This is a genomic window from Vibrio sp. TBV020 (genome assembly GCF_046056895.1).
Classification (GTDB): domain Bacteria; phylum Pseudomonadota; class Gammaproteobacteria; order Enterobacterales; family Vibrionaceae; genus Vibrio.
The window spans coordinates 2379850-2400272 of sequence record NZ_JBEEAQ010000003.1 but is presented as its reverse complement, the minus strand read 5'-3'; the positions used below and the strand labels follow the sequence as shown (position 1 = coordinate 2400272).

The following is a 20423-nucleotide window of genomic DNA, read 5'->3' as shown; positions in this document are numbered from 1 at the left end:
AGGATTTTCTGTAAATGGCTAGTTTATGGCGATTGTTTGGCTTCGCTTTAATTCTGTTACTTTCGTTCACGGCTCGTGGGCAAACTGCATACAAAGTGGCGATGGAAGAAGATGACGTGGTAACCCGAACGTTATTTGATGCTGTTGCCGCTGAGCTCAATATCACCATCAACTACGTCTATTACCCTAGCTTTAATGCCATACTCAATGCCGTGAAAACAGGCGAGAGTGATTTTGCTGCGAATGTAACATTTACTGAGCAGCGAGCAGAAACGCTGTCATTTTCTAGTCCTACCAATATTGAATACACTTATCTATATAGCTATAGCAACGCTACCCTAGACTCAGTGGAAGTGATAGGTGTTCCTAAAGGGACAATATATGGAGAACTCGTCCGTTCACTCTATCCAAATATTCGTCAGATCGAGTACCGAGGACATCAACATGCTCGGGAACTATTAGAGTCAAAAGAAGTAGAAGGTGTGATTGACGCGATCAATCAACTCAAGCCTATGCTTTTAGCTGGGTTTGATGCGCAACTGTTAAATCATCAACTGTCCATTAAGCCAGTTTCAATTGTGACCGCAAAGGGCAGTAATGCCCAAATACTAAAACGGATAGAGTCTCATGTTCGCAGTGCCCCAATGCAAAAAGCCTTAAGAGAATCGGTTAAGTCATACCAATTCGAGCTTCGTCAGCAAGCGTTGCGTCAATCGGTTTTAGAAAGTGGAATTGATCTGACCAAATCCATTCAAGTTAAACTTGACGGTGTGGGGCAATATTCTACCTATCATCATGACGGCACCATTACTGGTATCAGTGCCGATGTTGTTCAGCAAGCGTGTACCATCCTACTACTCAAATGTGACATCGTTAGCCACGCAGAAGAAACGTGGGAGAGTATGTATCAAGACCTTCTGGATAAGAAGATCGATATATTAGCACCGCTTGTTGTATCGGAGCAGCGCAAGCCACTTGTCGAATACAGTGACGCTTACTACTTTCCTGAAGTGGTCATGGTAAAGCGTGAAGGGTATAAGCCTAACGTTTACAGTAATGTATCGGAGCTTATCGTTGAAGAAATTGGCGTTGTGAAAGAAGACTTCTTTGCCACGTTGCTCTCACAGCAATTGCCTAACAAACCATTGCGCGCCTATTCGAATGTTGATGAAATATTTACTGCACTATTAAAGGGTGACGTTGACTACATGGCTATTAGTCGTGCCAACTTTAATAAAAACTTACGTGAGTCAGATGCGTTGATCTCCTTGGAGGAGGACACTGCTATTGGAGGGTTCTATCGCTCCGATACCGCAATTGGGTTTGCTAAAAATGAAACAGGTAAAACGTTAGCTGGTTTGTTCAGTTTAGCGATCAAAATGATTGATACTCGACAAATCATTGAGAAGTACGACTACCGGCCAAATTGGAAAGCAACATTACAGGCGGAAAAAGAGTTTTCTAGTAGTACGCAAATTCTGTTTGGCTTGATGGTGAGTTTTTTGGTAATCATTGCGTCTTATCTCCATAGCCAATCTAATACTGATCCTCTAACCCGTTTAAAGAACCGACGAGCGTTACACCAAAAATATCGTAAAGGTGTGTACCCAACAGAAACGTTAGTTTATTTAGATGTAAATCGCTTTAAGCGCATTAATGACACCTATGGGCATGATATTGGTGATCAGGTCCTAACAAGTGTTGCTCGGCATATTGAACGACTCTGGGATGGGCGGTGCTATCGCATAGGCGGCGATGAGTTCATCTTGGTTGGCAAAGTGACAGAATCTACATTAATGATGATAATTAATAAGATGAAGTCGGTTGATTTTGCTTCTTTGGACCAACAAGTTTCTTTCAAGGTCACTCTCGCATTAGGTGTTTCGTCATCCAGAAACAAAACAATGCCTTTACAGAAAGTGATGGGGGAGGCTGATAGAGCGATGTACCTACATAAGAAAGCGACTGAAAATCCAGATATTGAAGACAATCAGCATGATAATGTGGTTCATTATTTGAATTAGTGGTCACTCCCTAAGCAGTTGAATCGGAAAGATGCTTTTTATTGTTTGTTTCGCTTGAAATCAGCATAAGGATACTTGATAATCCTCATCACTCCTTAGCGATGCTAAGGAAACAGAATCTATGGAGGCCCTGGTCCTCCCGCAACAATAGCTCGTGAACTCGGTCAGGTCCGGAAGGAAGCAGCCGCAGCGAGTGACTTGTGTGCCGGGATGTGGCTGGGGCTTCCACCCCTTAAAAACGCCGCTTTTATTAGCGGCGTTTTGCTATCTGAACGTTTGAAAACGTTTTGGGAATCTCTCTTCACAACATATTCCCATACATCACCTACTCACTCTCTTTCAATGTAAGTTCTTTACTTTGGGCTCAATGTTTAAACTAAAATGCCAAGCAGTGATTAGCTTCACATTCCCTCAGTTTGGCGAAGATTAATGTAGTTTAATGTTAGCTGGATTGCATAACTTTTGTTAATTTTCCGTACAATATCTAGCATAAGATGCTAAAAAAAAGTGTCTTGTTAGATGAATTGGCACTTCAATCTAGTAACAGTCTAATTGGCGATTAAATCAACTGGTTTTTGTCAAAAATATAGATATTTTTACCAATATGTTGATGGAATCAGCGAATTATACGATTTTTTGCTACATTTTTATGGCAAATTACTTCAATGATTGATAATGTGTGCCGCAATCTTTGTAAGGTTTTAGATTTTTGTGCTTATTTTTTGAGCAAAACGATTCTAAATCACTAGCCGTTCTGGTGTCTTGCAAAGAAGTCATGGATGCAAATGAAAAACTTGGAGTTTTACACATGTATAAGAACAAAATCACTCAAGCCCTTCTTCTAGGTGCTGGTCTAGCAGTGGCCGCTACTTCAACTATCGCAGCAGAGGTTCCAGCAGGAACTGAGCTAGCAGCAAAACAAGAACTTGTTCGTGGTAACGGTACTGAAGTTGCAACAATCGACCCGCACAAATCTCAAGGTGTTCCAGAATCTCACGTGATTCGCGACCTACTTGAAGGCTTGGTGAACCAAGACGCTGAAGGTAACACAATCCCTGGTGTTGCAGAGTCTTGGGAAACGGCAGACAACAAAACTTTCACTTTCCACCTACGTAAAGACGCAAAATGGTCTAACGGCGACCCAGTAACTGCTGGCGACTTCGTTTACTCTTTCCAGCGCGCAGTTGATCCAAACACAGCTTCTCCATACGCTTGGTACATGGAATACACCAAGATGGTTAATGCTAAAGACATCGTTGCAGGCAAAAAGGATAAGTCTGAGCTAGGTGTTAAAGCTGTTGACGATCACACTCTAGTAGTAGAACTAGAAACTGCAGTACCGTACTTCGTAATGATGATGGGTCACACGACAGTGAAAGCGGTTCACCAACCAACTGTTGAAAAATACGGTGATCAGTGGACTAAACCAGAAAACTTCGTCGGTAACGGCGCATTTGTTGTAGACAAGTGGGTTGTGAACGAGCGCCTAGTGCTTAAGCGTAACGAGCAATACTGGGACAATGACAAGACTGTTCTTGAGAAAGTAACGTTCCTACCAATCGAAAACCAAGTTGCTGAAATGAACCGCTTCCTAGCAGGCGAGATCGATTTCACTAACGAACTACCAGTAGAACACTTCAAGCGTCTGAAGAAAGAGCACAACGAATCTGTTTCTGTAACAGGTAACCTGTGTACTTACTACTACATCTTCAACACGAAGAAAGCACCATTTGATGACGTACGTGTTCGTCAAGCGATCTCTTACGCTATTGACCGTAACATCGTGACTGACGCTATCCTAGCGCAAGGTCAAAAACCAGCTTACTTCCTAACTCCAGAGATCACAGCGGGCTTCAACCCAGAAATGCCAGCTTACGGTCAAATGAGCCAGAAAGAGCGTAACGAGAAAGCGGCTGAGCTATTAGCAGAAGCAGGTTTCGGTAAAGATAACCCACTTAAGTTTAACCTTCTTTACAACACGTCTGAAAACCACAAGAAGATTGCTGTAGCACTAGGTTCAATGTGGAAGAAGACGCTTGGTCTACAAGTAACACTTGAAAACCAAGAGTGGAAAACTTACCTATCTTCTAAAGATTCAGGTGACTTCGAAGTTGCACGTGCCGGTTGGTGTGGTGACTACAACGAAGCATCTTCTTTCCTAACTCTAATGAAGAGTAACAACACAACTGGTGGTGTTCACTACGATAGCCAAGCTTACGATGACATCATGACTAAAGCGATCGGTGCTAAGTCTGATGAAGAGCGTCAAGCACTTTACCTAGAAGCTGAAAAGCTCATGGCTAAAGATATGCCTATCGCACCTATCTACCAGTACGTGAAATCACGTCTACTATCACCTAAGGTTGGCGGCTTCCCTGGCGACAACCCAGAAGAGAAGATCTACTCAAAAGATCTTTACATCATCAAGTAATTCTTGAACTGATAGAACTATAAAAATATAGGCCTGCATGTGAGAAATCGCATGCAGTGCCTTTCTTCAACCTAAATTCTAAGAAATTTAGTTGATACCTTTCATTATTTAATTGTCACAGACTGAAAGAGTGAGTTTATGCTTAAATTCATCGCTAAAAGGATATTTGAGGCGATCCCAACTATGTTGGTTCTGATCACCGTATCTTTCTTTCTCATGCGTTTCGCACCGGGTAACCCATTCTCGAGCGAGCGTCCATTACCACCAGAAGTTATGGCTAACATCGAAGCTAAATATGGCCTAGATAAGCCAGTATTCGAGCAATACACGACTTACCTAACTAACGTGATTCAGGGTGATTTTGGTCCTTCATTTAAGTACCTTGATTACACAGTAAATGAGCTGATTTCTGTTGCTCTACCTGTGTCGGCGAAAGTTGGTTTTATTGCCTTCATTTTCACGCTAATTATGGGGGTCACTGTCGGTACCATTGCCGCACTGAAGCAGAATACTTGGATTGACTATACAATCATGTCGACGGCAATGCTTGGTGTTGTAATGCCATCTTTCGTACTTGCACCGGCACTTATCTACCTATTCTCGCTTCACTGGAATTTATTCCCAGCAGGCGGTTGGCATGATGGTGGTTTCAAATACCTCGTGCTTCCAGTTATTGGTATGTCACTGCTTTACGTCGCGACTTTTGCGCGTATTACTCGTGGCTCAATGATTGAGACTTTAAACAGTAACTTTATTCGTACTGCACGTGCGAAAGGTCTAAGTTACCGTTACATCATTATCAAACATGCGCTTAAGCCAGCGCTACTTCCTGTTGTTTCTTACATGGGCCCAGCGTTCGTAGGTATCATCACAGGTTCTGTTGTTATCGAAACAATCTTCGGTCTACCAGGTATCGGTAAGCTGTTCGTAAATGCAGCCTTTAACCGTGACTACTCGCTTGTTATGGGTGTAACCATTCTGATTGGTTTCCTATTCATCCTATTCAACGCGATTGTAGATATTCTACTTGCAATGATTGACCCGAAAATTCGCTACTAACAGGGACGTTTGGTTATGTTAACGAAAAAAGAAAACTTAGAAGCGATTGAGAAATTCTCTGAAAACTTAGAGATTGAAGGTCGTAGTCTATGGCAAGACGCTCGCATCCGCTTTATGCGTAACAAAGCGGCGATGGTGAGTCTATTTGTCCTATTCCTAATGACGCTAGCTGTGATTGTTCTTCCAATGATTGCACCTTATGCGTTTGATGATACCGATTGGTATGCAATGCACGTTGGTCCAAATGCCGACCATTGGTTTGGTACAGACAGCTTAGGTCGTGACCTTTATGTTCGTACTCTAATTGGTGGCCGTATCTCCCTAATGGTAGGTGTGATGGGTGCGTTTGTAGCAGTACTGATTGGTACACTTTACGGTGCGGCATCAGGTTTCATAGGCGGTAAAGTTGACCGCGTTATGATGCGTATCCTAGAGATCCTTTACGCAGTACCGTTCATGTTCCTAGTTATCGTACTAGTTACATTCTTCGGTCGTAATATCATTCTTATCTTCGTTGCTATCGGTGCAATTGCTTGGCTAGATATGGCACGTATCGTACGTGGTCAAACTCTGAGCCTACGTAGCAAAGAGTTCATCGAAGCGGCACACGTTTGTGGTGTGAGTAAGTGGAAGATCATCACTCGTCACATCGTTCCAAACGTTCTGGGTATTGTAGCGGTTTACTCAACGCTTCTAATCCCAAGCATGATTCTGACGGAATCATTCCTATCATTCCTTGGTCTTGGTGTTCAGGAACCAATGACAAGTTGGGGCGCGCTTCTTCAAGAAGGTGCACAGACAATGGAAGTAGCAATCTGGCAGCTAGCATTCCCTGCAGCGTTCATGGTTGTGACTCTATTCTGCTTCAACTACGTTGGTGACGGTTTGCGCGATGCGCTTGATCCAAAAGACAGATAACTAGAAAGCAAACAATTACAAAATCTAGAATAAAGATTAAGGAAGCAATGATGAGCTTATTAGATGTCAAAGATCTGCGCGTCGAATTTACCACGCAAGATGGTATCGTAACCGCAGTAAACGATTTGAACTTTTCTCTGAACCAAGGCGAAACTCTAGGTATCGTAGGTGAATCTGGTTCAGGTAAATCGCAAACAGTATTCTCTATTATGGGTCTACTGGCGAAAAACGGCATTATCTCTGGTAGTGCTAAATTTGAAGGTCGAGAAATTCTTAACCTTCCAGAAAAAGAACTGAACAAGGTTCGTGCAGAACAGATCGCGATGATCTTCCAAGATCCGATGACGTCACTAAACCCTTACATGAAGGTGAGTGACCAGCTGATGGAAGTATTGATGCTTCATAAAGGCATGGGCAAAGCGGAAGCATTCGAAGAGTCTGTACGCATGCTTGAAGCGGTTAAAATCCCAGAAGCTCGTAAACGTATCACTATGTACCCACACGAGTTCTCAGGCGGTATGCGCCAGCGTGTAATGATCGCAATGGCACTGCTATGTCGTCCGAAGCTTCTGATCGCGGATGAACCAACAACAGCACTAGACGTAACTGTTCAGGCGCAAATCATGGATCTTCTGAACGAGCTTAAAACTGAGTTCAATACTGCAATCATCATGATCACGCACGACCTTGGTGTCGTTGCGGGCTCATGTGACAAAGTGCTAGTGATGTACGCAGGTCGTACTATGGAGTACGGCACTGTAGACGAAATCTTCTACAACCCAAGCCACCCATACGCAGAAGGCCTACTGAAGGCAATTCCGCGTCTGGATACTGAAGGTGAGATTCTACCAACAATCCCAGGTAACCCACCTAACTTACTTCGTTTACCACCGGGCTGCCCTTATCAAGAGCGTTGCCACCGTGTAATGGATCGTTGTAAGCAAGAAGCGCCAATCTTGACGCCATTTGCCGATGGCCGTCAGCGTGCATGTTTTTCTGAATGGGAGGCTTGGAAAAAATGAGTGTAGATAAGAACCTAATTTTAGATGTAAAAGACCTAAAAGTTCACTTTAGCATTGCGTCAAAATCGGCGTGGCCATGGTCTAAGCCTGCAAACCTTAAAGCCGTAGATGGTGTTGATGTTCGTCTATACGAAGGTGAAACACTAGGTGTAGTAGGTGAGTCTGGTTGTGGTAAATCGACGTTTGCTCGTGCAATCATTGGTTTGGTTGAAGCCACAGACGGCGATGTAATGTGGTTAGGTCAAGACCTAACTAAGATGCAAGAAGTTCAGCGCCGTGAAACGCGTAAAGAAATTCAGATGATTTTCCAAGACCCGCTTGCCTCGTTAAATCCACGTATGACTGTGGGTGACATCATCGCTGAGCCGCTAGAAACTTTCTACCCTGAGCTTTCTAAGCAGGAAGTGAAAGACCGCGTTAAAGAGATGATGGCGAAAGTAGGCCTGCTACCGAACGTTATCAACCGTTACCCACACGAATTCTCTGGTGGTCAGTGTCAGCGTATTGGTATTGCACGTGCTCTTATTCTTAAGCCTAAGATGATCATTTGTGATGAGCCAGTTTCAGCACTTGATGTATCGATTCAGGCTCAGGTTGTTAACCTGCTGAAAGAGCTTCAGAAGGAGCTAGGCCTTTCATTAGTGTTTATTGCTCATGACCTTTCAGTTGTTAAGCATATCTCTGATCGCGTATTGGTAATGTACCTAGGTAATGCCGTTGAGTTGGGTGAAGCGGAAGCATTATTTGCTGACCCTAAACACCCGTATACACGAGCGCTAATGTCAGCGGTGCCGATCCCAGATCCTAAGCTAGAACGAAACAAGAAGATTGAGATGCTAGAAGGTGATCTACCTTCACCAATTAGTCCTCCATCGGGTTGTGTGTTCCGCACTCGTTGTCCTCAAGCAACAGATGCGTGTGCACAGACTAAGCCTCGTATTGAAGGTAATGATGTTCACGCAGTATCTTGTCTACACGTTAGCGTTTAATCGCTAAGTTTTAATTCAGCCTGTGACGGGCTTAAGCGCGGCATCCTTCGGGAGTCGCGCTTTTTTTATTTCTTAATGGAATGATATACCGGTATGGTATATAGTATCGCCTCATAATACATACATATTATAAATAACTGACAGTTCATTTATTTATAGGTCTCTGTTGCTCTTTTTGAGGTTATTCGCTTGTGCGATCTTCTGGTTTCACGTTGGTCGAGCTGATCATCACGATATTACTGCTCTCTATTGTCTCTGTCGTCGCGTACACACGCCTGCCATCGTTTTCTGGGTATGCGCTAGATGGATATTGTGCGGAACTAAAATCAGGTATCCGTAGGGTACAAACACAAGCTATGAATGATGTAGCGGTGAGTGGTGCCTACCAAATCCTTTCTTCGAACACAGCTAGTGTGGTGACTTGGTCGAACCCTGCCATTGAGTTAAATCCAAGCCCAGATTGCGTAGGACCAAATTGTTCACGTTTGATGAGTTTCTCTGCCGAAGACGTTCAGCGCGGAATCCGAATTAATAGCCAATTAGTTAACTTCGATACATTTGGTCGACCTGTTGATAGTGAGGAAACAACTGATTTCATCATAAGTGCCCCAGATGGTAGCCAAGAAGTTATCGAGATAAACCAAGAGGGCTATGTTGGTGGTTGTTAGAAGATTACACACTAGAGGCTTCACTCTGGTCGAGAATGTCATTGCGATCTGCTTGATGGGATTTTTGATGGTCGCATTCTCGTCCTTGCTAGTACCTCAAGCAGTTCAAACGGCCGATACTTTGACTCAGCAGCGCGCGTCACAAATTGCGAGTTTGCTTCTTAAAGAGATGTACACTAGACCGTTTGATGAAATGAATATTGCCCGTCTGGAACGTTGCAATACCGATTGTACACCTGCCAATTCTCTCCATAGTGAAGTGGGTGAAGGTGATCTTCGTGACGACTTTGACGACTACGATACACGTGAACAATGGTTGGACATCTCACAATTCAGATTGTTCTTAAATGGCCCTTACGATGATTTTGAGGTCAATATTGATGTCGAATACGTAAACGTACTTCCAGGTGGAAACTGGGAGGCATCAGTCATTCCTACCGCAACTAAACATGTCACTCTTGTTACTCGCAAAGGAGAAAACGGCCAACCATTAGAGTTTCATGCCTATAGGAGTAATTTCTGATGATGAAGCAGAAAGGTTTTACTCTAATTGAAATGATTGTCAGCTTAACGATTCTTTCAGTGATAACGCTGGGGCTGATGAACTTTGGTGTATCAAGTTCTACATTGTACGTTGAATCAAAACACCGCCTTGAAGCGTTAGAGGAAGCCCGTTTTGTACTCGCACGTTTTCAACGTGAACTGACTAACGCAATGCCACTTAGCCCACGAGTACTAAATGAAGGTCGATGTATTGAATACATCCCTCTGCTTGCTGTGACAGAGTACAACCCAGATTCGTTTGACCTCAACATCGATAACTTTTCTACGGCCGTTGACCTTACCTATCCATTATCTAATGAGATCGTGCAAGCATGTCAGGCACAAACGTGTCGTGCGAGCATTCATCCATCTAATACACGTGAACTTTATCTCGACCCTGATGTGGACGCACAGACTTATGACATCAACCCTAGTCTGATTGGTGGGCAAAACCTTGTATTAAACGACCCGATTTTCAGTAGACCGATCAGCGCAACTAACCGGTTATTCATTTACTTACCAATCGCAACTCAGATGTGCATCCAAGACGAACAAATCCGTTACTACCCGCAGTATTCACTAGATTCTCAGGGGCTAGGTTTATCAAACCCTGAAAACTCACTGACGTTTGCGGTCGGTATACAAGAGCGAGAGAGCGCTTTTGATGTTGGTGTGGACGCTAACTTTTCGAATATCGCGAGTATTCACTTAGAACTAAGAATTAACAACGGTAATGAAACCGTGGAGTTTATGCAGAATGCGCAAATCCTTAATAGCCAGTAACAAACAGCAGGGTGGGGCAATGCTGGTGATTTTATTTATGAGCGTTGTCGTGATGTTTTTTTCTGCCCAGCTAATGTCAATGAACGTCCAAGCGAATCAAACCAATACTTACGAAGTCTTGAGTACGCAAAGTTACTGGGCTGCACGTTCTGCGATTGAGCGTGAAGTTTTTAGTTACTTTCCTAACGACGGAAGTACAGAGAACAGTTGCCCAAGTTTTCGTAGTGGAACCGTGACGATTAATGAGTTTGAAGGCTGTGAAATAACGGTGAGTTGTGAGCCCAATGGCGAGGCAGTTCGAATAAATTCAGTTGCGGTATGTGCGGAGCAATCTTATCGAGTTAGCCGCCGAGTAGAAGTGGAGATTAGACCGTGAGAAATTTTATTATTCTATTCTTAATCGTATTTTCTACGTCTTCTCTAGCATCAAACGTTGATAAGTATAGTGACCGCTTTACACCAAGCTTAAGCTCATTCGTGTCGATCCATAATCAGTATGAACCTCATGTTGATCAATTTTGGCAAAGCTCTGTGGCAACGTGCCCCCAGTGGCCTACATACACAATAACGCTTCACCGACCAAGTTCTTGGTACACCAAACAATTTTCCTTCTTGTTCCAGCTCCCAGATGGTCTTGTTATTGATTCAGTATCGTCGAGTCCGGAGCTAAGGGATGTGTCTTTTAATTCGACAGGTCAAGTTGTGGGAGAATTTAAGGACTCTCGCCAATGGGGTCGTGTAGAGGTGAGCATTCGAAGTGCAGCAGTAGATGTTGACGGTTGGGTGAGCTTGTATGACATTCAGGTCAACACATACTCAAATCTTTATTTACGTAAAAAGTGTTCTAGTAATAGCAATGTCGTGTCTGGTGTTGTTTTTGAAGATTATGATTTTTCCGGTGGGGTAAGTACCTATCACCCAGACGAGATGTATGAATTAAAAGGCATTGATGTTGAGCTTGTGGATGAATATGGCGATGTGATTGCACAGGATACTACTGATTCCAATGGTCTGTATGAAATGAGCGATGTGTCTCAAGGCCGTTACTACGTGAGACTTGCTCAAGACAGCACATTTAAGACCTTCAGAGACGTTAATGGTAGTAAATGCGCAAATGGCAAATGTTTACCAGTCATCGTATCCCCTTGGGTTCGTAGTCACTTACAGACTGATTATGTTGAAGTAAGTGGGGCGGTGCAGGTAAATGTTGGCATTAACTACAACACCGTTACCAACAATCAAGATTCAGGTCCCGGCTCTTTGCGTCAAGTCTTACAAAATCTTAGCTATTTGAATAACGACAGTGCGTTAACGCAAAAATGTAAGAATTGTGAGGATGGAAAAGACAATGTGGTTTTTTCTCTGGAATCATTGTTCAATTCCACTATCGAAATCTCTAGTAGTCTCCAGCTTTCGGTGAACCCAAGTGGCCAAGACGATACTTATCTAGATGCTACAGGGATGGGGCTGCGTATTGTGCCCGCAGCTCAAATGGTCGGTTCGGCGTTTGAAGTTTCTAACTCGTCAGTCTCCCGAATTGCGGGTCTAGATATTGATGGTTTTGATTATGCTTTTAGGGTGAGTGATTGTTATTCGAAAGAGTGTGATATCGAACTGTCTAACAACCGTATTTCCAATTCAAAAATAAACGCTGTGTACCTGTTGGAAGTAGAAGATGTGACTATCAGTAACAATATTATTGATAGTACTGGTCACGCGGCGATCTCTCTGTTTAATGCAGATGATAATGATATCGAAGGTAATTTGATCAACCGTGCGTTTCTAGCATCACATGACCACAATGATGCGTCAGCGATTCTGTTGCAGGGCAATGAATCATGTAGCCTAGACAGAGATAATTGTAATGACGGTTCATCCGACAATGATATTGAACGCAACGTCATTTCAAATACTGCACTTGGCAATCCAAACTTACAGTTGCTCGACTCAATACCGCCTTCCGCTATTCGAATTTATCAAGGGTGGGAAAATGAAATATCAGAGAACACCTTCTCTAATAACATAGGTATATCTATAGACAGTGCTACCGGTCCTTGGGTCGGTACCATTAATCCTAACGATGGTGCCTACAACAAAGACTTTCCTCAAGACGGAATTGACTTTCCGACAATTACTGACGTTACAAAAAGTGGAAACACAGTAACAGTAAAAGGTTTCGTAGGAAAAGACTCGGCAAGTGCAGTATTTGACGATTTCGAAGTAGAAATCTATCAAGGCGAATTGAATAGTTTAGGCCAAGTTCAAGGTTCACAGTTCCTTCATCGCTGTGATGAAGATGACGATGATGACTCTGTACAAGATTTCGATGATGGTCAGTTCGAGTGTTCTTTTTTGCTGGCGGAAGGTGTGGACCTCGGTTTGTTGACGGCTATAGCTATTGACGATGACGACAATACGTCAGAGTTTGGCTCATTGTGGTTTGGTCGAGACTACGACTACGGCGACGCTCCAAATGAAGACCTCGCAACTGGCTGGGAAGAAGTTAGCTTTCCTGTGATGTCAGCCGACAATGGTGCTCGTCATGCGATTGACGAAGATGTTTGTCTTTACCCAGATGTTGTGGATTCATGTGCATTTAGTCTTGATGAGGAGAGCGACGGTCAACCAAGTCGTGACGCTTCTTTAGATGAAGGCGATGATGGCGTTGAGTTTAATCCGAATAGCTCAGAGTTAGTGAACAGTGAACTGAATGTTCTAGTCACTAGCTACTTTGATGGAAATCAAGTAGAGCAGCCATTTGTGAATGAACTCGTCGTAACAGCTTCAGAGAATGGTTATGTATCGGTTTGGGTTGATAAAAACCAAGATGGTAGTTGGGATGGGTTTGAGCGTAATAAGCAGCTCGTCTCTGAAAAAGTGATCGATGCCGTGAGTGTCAACGCAGGTGAGAATAAGTTAAATCTTGTGCTTTCTGCATATGACGTGCACGGTGAAAGCTGGGTGCGAGTTCGCTACTCTACAGACCAAAACTCAGTTAACAATCCTAAAGGTGTAGCTGTTGATGGCGAAGTCGAAGACTATCAAGTATGGATTGCAGCACCTTCGATGGGAATTGCCGGGTGTGAAGCGGGTCTTCAAAACGGATCGTTCGAAATCTTTTATACCGAAGAAGGGCATAATGGCTGGGATACTCCAGAAAGCTCAGTTGCTGGTTGGTCTATCTATCAGCAAGATCCAACATTAGATCCTCACTCACAACCGTTTCCTCAGCGCAGAAACCACATCGAGTTCAATACCTACAGCGCCTATGTATATTCGAAATCTTCTGATGGTTCGATGAATGTCGCTGAGATGAACGTCTACCACCCAACGGTGATGTACCAAGATGTGGTTACCGTACCCGGTGAGCGCATTCGTTGGAGTTTCGACTATTCAAATCGTACTTACCCAGATAGCTACGATAACGATCAAATATCTCTCATGTTTGGTTCACCCGATCAAGACTTGGTCACTGAACAAGTGATTGACGGTAAAGATTATTGGGTTCATCACTCAGGAAGTTATCAAGTACCCGCTGGTCAATTCGTTACTCGTATCGCTTTTAAAGGGAATAAGCCAGTTGGTGGTTCAGCCGGTAACATTTTAGATAATGCAAAATTTGGTTGTGAAGTAGGCTTGGACTTTGGAGACCTTCCAAAAGACTTTGAGCGAGTCTCGAATAACAAAGCGGAACTGGTGATCAAAGACAGCCGCAAAGTAGACCCTAACTTGTACATCGGCACAGAACCTGCGGATGTTGAAAGTGAAGCCAAAGCATCCGCTTTTGCCAAAGGTGATGACGCTGATGGGTTTAATGATGAATTTACCTTCTCTACGCCGCTCTATCTAACTCGCGGAGACATAATTGAAATAAAGGGCATACCGGTAAAAAATACCACTGGTCGTGATGCCGTATTAAAAGCGTACCTTGATGTGAATGGTGATTCTAAGTTTGATGATGGTGAAGAAACGAGTGTCAACTTATCTTCTTTAACGGGGGCTCAAGAGGTCGATGTCAGCTGGGATTTGAGCGGCGCATCATTTACTGCTAATACTCAAACCTTCCTCAGGTTAGAGCTCACAGGCACAGGGGATTTAGACCATATTGGTGAGATTGAAGATCACTTAATTTACCTAGTCGATGACAATATCTTCCCAGAACCAGGACGTTGTGATGGCTTTGTTCAAGTGAAGGAAACGGGAAACAATGGTGTCTATCAATATGCTAAGTGGAAAGCTGAAGGAGGGGAGATTGTTATTGATGAAATCAACGGCAATCTCAATGTTTCCGAGATAAAAGCGATTGGTGTTAGTCAAGCGGATGGAATGACTTACGGAGTCGGCGCTCCTTCTGGAAACCAGCATGAATTGTATATCGCTAGCCAAGAGCCGAATGCGGAATTTACCAAAGTTACCAGTATTAAAGCTGCGTTTGATGGTGTCTACATTGAATCATCAAAGGGACATCGTTACACGTTTAATGCCGGTGATACTTTGGATGCTAAGAGAACGAAAGATCACTCTAACAAGGATAAACTAGGCCGTGCCAACGCGGGTGATGTTTCACCTGACGGTCGTTATATGTTGATTAGTCGGGCCTCTTGGCGAACGATTGTACGTATAGATTTAGCAACCGGTACGTTTGACACTATTCAGCTTAAACTGCCTGAAAATAGCGGAGCACCTTGGAGTGCAGACTTTGCGTTTGACTTATCAGGTGAATCCCCAGGCTATGTTTATGGTCTAGCCAAAAACCTCCAACAATTATACAAAATATCTGTACTTGATGGCAGTTACTCTAAACTTGACCTGAATATACTGTTACCCAATGGTTCGGCAGGCTCGTGGCCCAAAGAAGATCAAGCTGGAAAGCTAGCCTCAGGCGGTTTTGGCATAAATAAAGGTGGCATTTTATTCGCCATGACCAACGGTGGGCTTCACGATCTAAATCAAGATGGTGTGATCGATGACAATGAAAAACTACAACCTTCAACCGCCCTTTATTCGGTAGATATCGCGAACCATATTATTCATTTCGAGATGAAGGGCGAGGAAGAGACAACAACCAGCAACGATGCTGGAGGCTGTTCCATTCATGCTGATTATGGTGATGTACCGGCACAGTTAGAAATGATCAATCAAGTAACGGAAGAGAGTGACCCTGCGATCCATTTAGGTATAAACCAAAGCATCAAATTGGGTAGTACATGGAGTGCAGATTTAGGGCCAGGCTATGACGAACTTGCTTCTTCAGACTTATCTGATGATGGAGTGGTGTTTAAAGATAGCGCTGGTCGTGTGGTCGATATTGATAACGCCCCACTGATCCCCGGAAAACAATATTCACTCTATTTGAATGTGAGTGGTGGTGGCTCATTTACGGCTTGGGTCAGCTGGGATGCACAACATTGGAATGAACTACCAACTGGTCTTGATTTCACTGTGCCAATGGACAGTTCTCGTGGTTACGTTCGTGTACGTTACTCTTCTATAAAGCCAACTACCCCTTATGGAGAAGCGCCAGATGGTGAAGTGGAAGACTACAGTTTCGAAATTGGTAGTGCTGTTAAAGGGTTGTCGGTAAATGCGCCGAGTTCGCCATTAACCTGTGAAGTGGCACAGTATCAAGTCACGTTGGATGTTGAAGGCGGAAACTTGTCTCAAGATGTCAATGTGAATGTCGGCTTTGAAAACGCGCCAAGCCAGTGCTGGTTTGATGCGTCAGCTTTTAACCGAGGGCAAGAATTCGGTAAAGCATTGTGTAGTACAGGCAGCAAAACCTTATTGTTCCAGCCTGATCAGCCGTTAACCCGTACTATCTGGGTAGCGACTGATTCTGAGTTGGATAAAATTACACTGGTAGCGTCTGAGCCAGAACTCGGCTCAGTTGAAGAGGGGACATTCTTTGTTAAAACAGGTTTTAAGATAGTTCCTAATAACGTCCCTGCCCATTACAAAGCGGGTGAAACATTTGGGTTACGTGTAGAGCGAAAAGTCGCACTGGATGATGAGCCTCAGTGTATTACTGACCCTGACTATGAAGGGGCAAAGACCTTTAATTTTGCCTATGAGACTGATACACATAAAGGGAAACTATTCCTTGATAAAGCAGAGATTGGTGACAGCACACCAGTGACCTTGAATTTTAGCTCAGGTGTTAGCGATGAAATCTCCAGTGAGTATTTTGAGTCAGGGTATTTAAATGTACTGGCTGAATACACTCCAGAACAGGGTGATACCAAGTCTGCATCATTGGAGTCTCCGCTGCATTTCAAACCTTATTCACTTGTCGTGAGTGATGTAAGTGCTGGAGAGGTAAGCAATCCAGCGGATTCATTAAGCCAATTTATACCTGCTGAAACTGAGTTTAGTGTTCAGGTTACGGCTGTTGCTAAAGGGCATACTGCGTCTGAGCCGCTGATTACGAAAAATTTTGATGCAGCATTGGCAAATACCGATGGGTTCTTAGCCAATGTTGTCGTGCCAAGCTCACAAGCTGGGGCGGGAAGTGACCTGTCACCGAATGTTCCTAACACAAAAGTGTTTAGCCAAGGTCGACTTGAGAATACGTTTGAATATGGCAACGTAGGGACGATCTCAACGCACTGGTCAGTGGATAGTTACGATGGCTATTCGGGGCTGAGTGGTTTTCTTAATACACAGCAATCGGTAAAAAATGGTGGTTTGCGCTCTGAAATAGGCTACTTCTACCCGGCTAAATTTAGCTTAACGAGCGAATTCTCTGTGCCAACAACAAGAGCAGACAATGGTGAACCTTGGACCTATTACGGTCGTTCCAATGTCAATGTTGCTCTTGAAATAAACGCGCTTGGCGCTAACGACAGTGCACTGAGTTTTTATGACGCTGATGTGTTAGAGGAATCCGAGCTTCCGAGCCTCGCGACAAGCAGCTTCTATTTTAACGATGATCTTCCGACTTGCTTAAACGACCAAGGTGTGTTGCTTGACAGTAGTGGCTCCCCAATCGATTTTGCACAGCAGTGGCAAGTTGGACACTGGTCTTTAGTGAGTGCGAATTATTACTTTGGGCGTGCAGAGGATTGTTGGCAGCAATTAGATGACGCTAGTTTACTTATGGATTTTACCGCTCCTGATAATTCGCTTTTAGTCGATGATAATGGAACAATTTTGGAGAATGAGGCGTTGGCGCTTGGCCAAAATATCGATGTTCGATTTGGTCGACTCACATTGGTTGATGTTGCTGGGCCGACAAACCAGAGACTGCCAGTGGCGGTGAATATTGAATATTGGGATGGTGAAGGGTTCATGGCTAATGACTGGCATAGCGAACCAGCGCTATCAGTATTCGGTGCTTTCCCTGAGTTAAACGAACTTGCCCCTCAACCAATGGAATTGAATGGCGCTGAACCTGTAATTATGGAAGGTTCACTTGAGTTGAATGAACTCACGCAAGGACAGACGGCGTCCCTGATCGGCGGCTCAGAGCCTGGACGGGTGGCGCTCCCTTGGGCATTCAGTCAGGGCGCTGAGAATTGGCTAGGTTATTGTTGGTACACCATAGAAAACGAGATGGAAGTTTGTGGAGATGTACAAAGCTATCAGCAACCTCCGATCTCAACCGCAACCTTTGGTGTGTCTCGCGGTTCTGACAATGTCATCTACATAATGGAACGATTCGAATAGTCTCACTTCAAAATATTCGAACAACAAAGCCAACGCTCTCTACTTATCTTAGCGTTGGCTTTTTTTATACTTAACTCATCAGAATGACATGGGTTAGGAGACAAATATGGGTAAGTTAGTTGAAGGTGTATGGCATGACGTTTGGTACGACACTAAATCAAGTGGCGGAAAATTTGTTCGTGAAGATGCCGGCTTTCGTGATTGGGTTGAGAACACGCCAAACGCAAAATTCCAACCAGAATCTGGTCGCTATCACCTTTATGTTTCACTCGCTTGTCCTTGGGCTCACCGCACACTTATCTTCCGCAAACTAAAAGGCCTCGAAGAGCATATTGATGTCACGGTTGTGTGCCCGGATATGATGGGTGAAGGATGGCAAATGGGATTGCCTGAGCCATTATTTGGCCATACTCGTATGCATCAAATCTACACTCAAGCTAAATCGGACTATACAGGCCGTGTCACCGTTCCAGTTCTTTGGGATAAAAAACACAATACCATCGTCAGTAATGAGTCTTCTGAAATCATTCGTATGTTTAACTCAGCATTCAATGGCTTGACGGGAAATACAGAGGATTACTACCCTGAGAATAAGCAAGAGATTATTGATGAGTGGAACGCATTTATCTACCCGCATGTGAATAATGGAGTGTATCGCTGTGGTTTTGCGACAACGCAAGACGCGTATGAAGAAGCTTATGAGCAGTTATTTGCTTCATTGGATAGATTAGATGATCATCTAGCCCACAACAGATACATCGCGGGCGATCGTATCACCGAGGCGGATTGGCGACTGTTTACCACATTGATTCGTTTTGATGCGGTTTATGTTGGCCACTTTAAGTGTAATAAAAAGCGTATTGCCGATTACCAGCATCTAAATGGTTATATGAAAGAGCTTTATCAAGTTCCGGGCGTGAAAGAGACGACAGACTTCTATCACATTAAGCGTCATTACTATTTCAGTCACACAGGGATCAACCCGACGCAAGTCGTGCCACAAGGACCTGATTTGGATCTGGAGTCACCTCATTACCGTGAGAACATCGGCGTAGTAAAGTAATACCGAGGTAAAAAGACCCTGCGCTAGCGTGAGTAGTGCAGGGCAAAGCTCTTGGCTAAGAGAGGTGATTAAAACTTGTAGTTAATTTGAATACCGGCCATCCAAGCATCTGTAGTGACATCTGATTGAATGTTGCTTGTTTCAATGATGGTTAGAGATTCATTAATATGAGCTTCTTCCCCAACTAAAAGTCCCAAAGCCCCATCAATCGTCCATTGCTTTGAAAGCTGGTGGCTTAACCCGAACGTAAACCAATGGCGGTTTGTGTCTGGTATTGAGAGCGATGTCAGTTGGTTGATTGGAGAGACATCGTACATATATCCAACACGGTATTCTGTAGTTGGTGATTGGTACCAAGTCGCACCGACCGATATATGCCCAGCATCTTGCCAATGGTATTCCTTGATTGGACTTGAAAGACCATCAGAGCTCAACGCATCAAACTCTGACCAGCTCACATATTGAACACTGTAATGAAGCGCGAAGTTCGGTTGGATCTTGTGGTAGCCCGAAAACTCAAGCATGTCAGGAAGCGGGATATCCAATGAGTCTGTCTTGGAGGTCAGTTGATCCACTTGGCCCGTTGCGGTTAAATCTGGACTGAATCGGTATGAGAGCCCAAAACGATGGTCTTGATTGATTTGGTAAGTCGCGCCGAGGTTAAAGCCAAATGTCACACCATCCGCTTCAATATCGAGTAAATCTTTACGCGAAATTTCGCCTTCTCCATATATAGCATCAAGCCCTGCACCGACCGACCATTGTTCATTGATTTGAAATGCTGCACTCACCCCGAAATTGACACTGCTAAGGGATGTTTTTCCGCCAAATTCTTCTGCTGGGAATGTTTCGTTAAACTCCACATGAGTACCGAAATTGGAGTGTACAGTTGCACCTATCGTCCAAGGTGTATCGCCAATGGGATTTACATAGTGGAAATTGGGTACATACGTCGTGTTGTCTAGTTGAGTATTATCGACTTCTTGGGTACGATCAAAGGTTGGCGTATAAAGTGTGTCATTTAACTCTACTTGACTGTCGATGACCACAAAACCTAGGGACATTTGTTCTTGGTCGATAAGGCTCATGGCAGCTGCGTTTTTTGACACGACACTGGCGTTGTCGGCAATGACGGTATCTCCAGCAAACGCTCGGCCTAATCCTGTAGCGGATTGTGAGTTGAGTTGAAACCCGGCTCCGACCGCTTGAGTCGCTGTCATTGAAATCGCTAAAGCTAAGGTTGTCTTTTTCATTGTCG

General features: G+C 43.9%; 13 protein-coding genes and 1 other RNA gene. 13 read left to right on the top strand and 1 reads right to left on the bottom strand.

Annotated features, from left to right (window positions below):
- Positions 1 to 14: 14 nt before the first annotated feature.
- The 13 genes from AAFX28_RS18845 to AAFX28_RS18785 all read left to right on the top strand — a co-directional run bounded on the left by AAFX28_RS18845 (position 15) and on the right by AAFX28_RS18785 (position 19165).
- The gene (locus AAFX28_RS18845; RefSeq protein ID WP_408689936.1) at positions 15 to 2024 is read left to right on the top strand and encodes a GGDEF domain-containing protein; all 2010 of its coding nucleotides are present in this window, start codon (positions 15 to 17) and stop codon (positions 2022 to 2024) included.
- Between the two features lie 128 nt (positions 2025 to 2152).
- Positions 2153 to 2249: signal recognition particle sRNA small type (gene ffs, locus AAFX28_RS18840), an RNA gene on the top strand.
- A 583-nt stretch (positions 2250 to 2832) separates the two neighbouring features.
- Positions 2833 to 4455 carry an ABC transporter substrate-binding protein gene (locus tag AAFX28_RS18835; RefSeq protein ID WP_408689934.1) on the top strand — a complete coding sequence of 541 codons (1623 nt, stop codon included), beginning with the start codon at positions 2833 to 2835 and terminating at the stop codon, positions 4453 to 4455.
- A gap of 138 nt (positions 4456 to 4593) precedes the next feature.
- Positions 4594 to 5514, top strand: a complete 921-nt coding sequence (gene oppB, locus AAFX28_RS18830) for an oligopeptide ABC transporter permease OppB (protein ID WP_053438223.1) — start codon at positions 4594 to 4596, stop codon at positions 5512 to 5514.
- A 15-nt stretch (positions 5515 to 5529) separates the two neighbouring features.
- Positions 5530 to 6432, top strand: coding sequence for an oligopeptide ABC transporter permease OppC (gene oppC / locus AAFX28_RS18825; RefSeq protein WP_408689933.1), 903 nt, complete (start codon positions 5530 to 5532; stop codon positions 6430 to 6432).
- 50 nt (positions 6433 to 6482) lie between these two features.
- On the top strand, positions 6483 to 7454 hold the full coding sequence (locus AAFX28_RS18820; protein WP_408690904.1) for an ABC transporter ATP-binding protein: 972 nt from the start codon (positions 6483 to 6485) through the stop codon (positions 7452 to 7454).
- The gene (gene oppF, locus AAFX28_RS18815; RefSeq protein ID WP_408689932.1) at positions 7451 to 8443 is read left to right on the top strand and encodes a murein tripeptide/oligopeptide ABC transporter ATP binding protein OppF; all 993 of its coding nucleotides are present in this window, start codon (positions 7451 to 7453) and stop codon (positions 8441 to 8443) included. Before AAFX28_RS18820 ends, oppF begins: the two co-directional genes overlap by 4 nt.
- A 191-nt stretch (positions 8444 to 8634) precedes the next feature.
- A complete protein-coding gene (locus AAFX28_RS18810) occupies positions 8635 to 9111 on the top strand; it encodes a prepilin-type N-terminal cleavage/methylation domain-containing protein (protein WP_408689930.1) in 477 nt (158 codons plus the stop codon).
- The gene (locus AAFX28_RS18805) at positions 9095 to 9634 is read left to right on the top strand and encodes a pili assembly chaperone (RefSeq protein ID WP_408689928.1); all 540 of its coding nucleotides are present in this window, start codon (positions 9095 to 9097) and stop codon (positions 9632 to 9634) included. Before AAFX28_RS18810 ends, AAFX28_RS18805 begins: the two co-directional genes overlap by 17 nt.
- On the top strand, positions 9634 to 10437 hold the full coding sequence (locus tag AAFX28_RS18800; RefSeq protein ID WP_408689927.1) for a PilW family protein: 804 nt from the start codon (positions 9634 to 9636) through the stop codon (positions 10435 to 10437). Before AAFX28_RS18805 ends, AAFX28_RS18800 begins: the two co-directional genes overlap by 1 nt.
- A complete protein-coding gene (locus AAFX28_RS18795; RefSeq protein ID WP_408689926.1) occupies positions 10412 to 10813 on the top strand; it encodes an MSHA biogenesis protein MshP in 402 nt (133 codons plus the stop codon). The genes AAFX28_RS18800 and AAFX28_RS18795 overlap by 26 nt, the downstream gene beginning before the upstream one ends.
- Entirely contained in the window at positions 10810 to 18102 is a 7293-nt protein-coding gene (locus AAFX28_RS18790) for a DUF6701 domain-containing protein (RefSeq protein WP_408689924.1), read from the top strand. The genes AAFX28_RS18795 and AAFX28_RS18790 overlap by 4 nt, the downstream gene beginning before the upstream one ends.
- Before the next feature lie 106 nt (positions 18103 to 18208).
- A complete protein-coding gene (locus AAFX28_RS18785) occupies positions 18209 to 19165 on the top strand; it encodes a glutathione S-transferase family protein (RefSeq protein ID WP_408689922.1) in 957 nt (318 codons plus the stop codon).
- A gap of 68 nt (positions 19166 to 19233) precedes the next feature.
- On the opposite strand, the gene AAFX28_RS18780 is transcribed toward AAFX28_RS18785, so the two are convergent.
- Entirely contained in the window at positions 19234 to 20418 is a 1185-nt protein-coding gene (locus AAFX28_RS18780; protein WP_408689920.1) for an OmpP1/FadL family transporter, read from the bottom strand.
- Positions 20419 to 20423: the final 5 nt, after the last annotated feature.

Excerpts from the sequence above, each read along its gene's own strand:
- AAFX28_RS18845 (WP_408689936.1), top strand. The coding sequence starts at position 15 with ATGGCTAGTTTATGGCGATTGTTTGGCTTCGCTTTAATTCTGTTACTT.
- AAFX28_RS18835 (WP_408689934.1), top strand. The coding sequence starts at position 2,833 with ATGTATAAGAACAAAATCACTCAAGCCCTTCTTCTAGGTGCTGGTCTA.
- oppB (WP_053438223.1), top strand. The coding sequence starts at position 4,594 with ATGCTTAAATTCATCGCTAAAAGGATATTTGAGGCGATCCCAACTATG.
- oppC (WP_408689933.1), top strand. The coding sequence starts at position 5,530 with ATGTTAACGAAAAAAGAAAACTTAGAAGCGATTGAGAAATTCTCTGAA.
- AAFX28_RS18820 (WP_408690904.1), top strand. The coding sequence starts at position 6,483 with ATGAGCTTATTAGATGTCAAAGATCTGCGCGTCGAATTTACCACGCAA.
- oppF (WP_408689932.1), top strand. The coding sequence starts at position 7,451 with ATGAGTGTAGATAAGAACCTAATTTTAGATGTAAAAGACCTAAAAGTT.
- AAFX28_RS18805 (WP_408689928.1), top strand. The coding sequence starts at position 9,095 with ATGTTGGTGGTTGTTAGAAGATTACACACTAGAGGCTTCACTCTGGTC.
- AAFX28_RS18800 (WP_408689927.1), top strand. The coding sequence starts at position 9,634 with ATGATGAAGCAGAAAGGTTTTACTCTAATTGAAATGATTGTCAGCTTA.
- AAFX28_RS18795 (WP_408689926.1), top strand. The coding sequence starts at position 10,412 with ATGCGCAAATCCTTAATAGCCAGTAACAAACAGCAGGGTGGGGCAATG.
- AAFX28_RS18785 (WP_408689922.1), top strand. The coding sequence starts at position 18,209 with ATGGGTAAGTTAGTTGAAGGTGTATGGCATGACGTTTGGTACGACACT.
- AAFX28_RS18780 (WP_408689920.1), bottom strand. The coding sequence starts at position 20,418 with ATGAAAAAGACAACCTTAGCTTTAGCGATTTCAATGACAGCGACTCAA.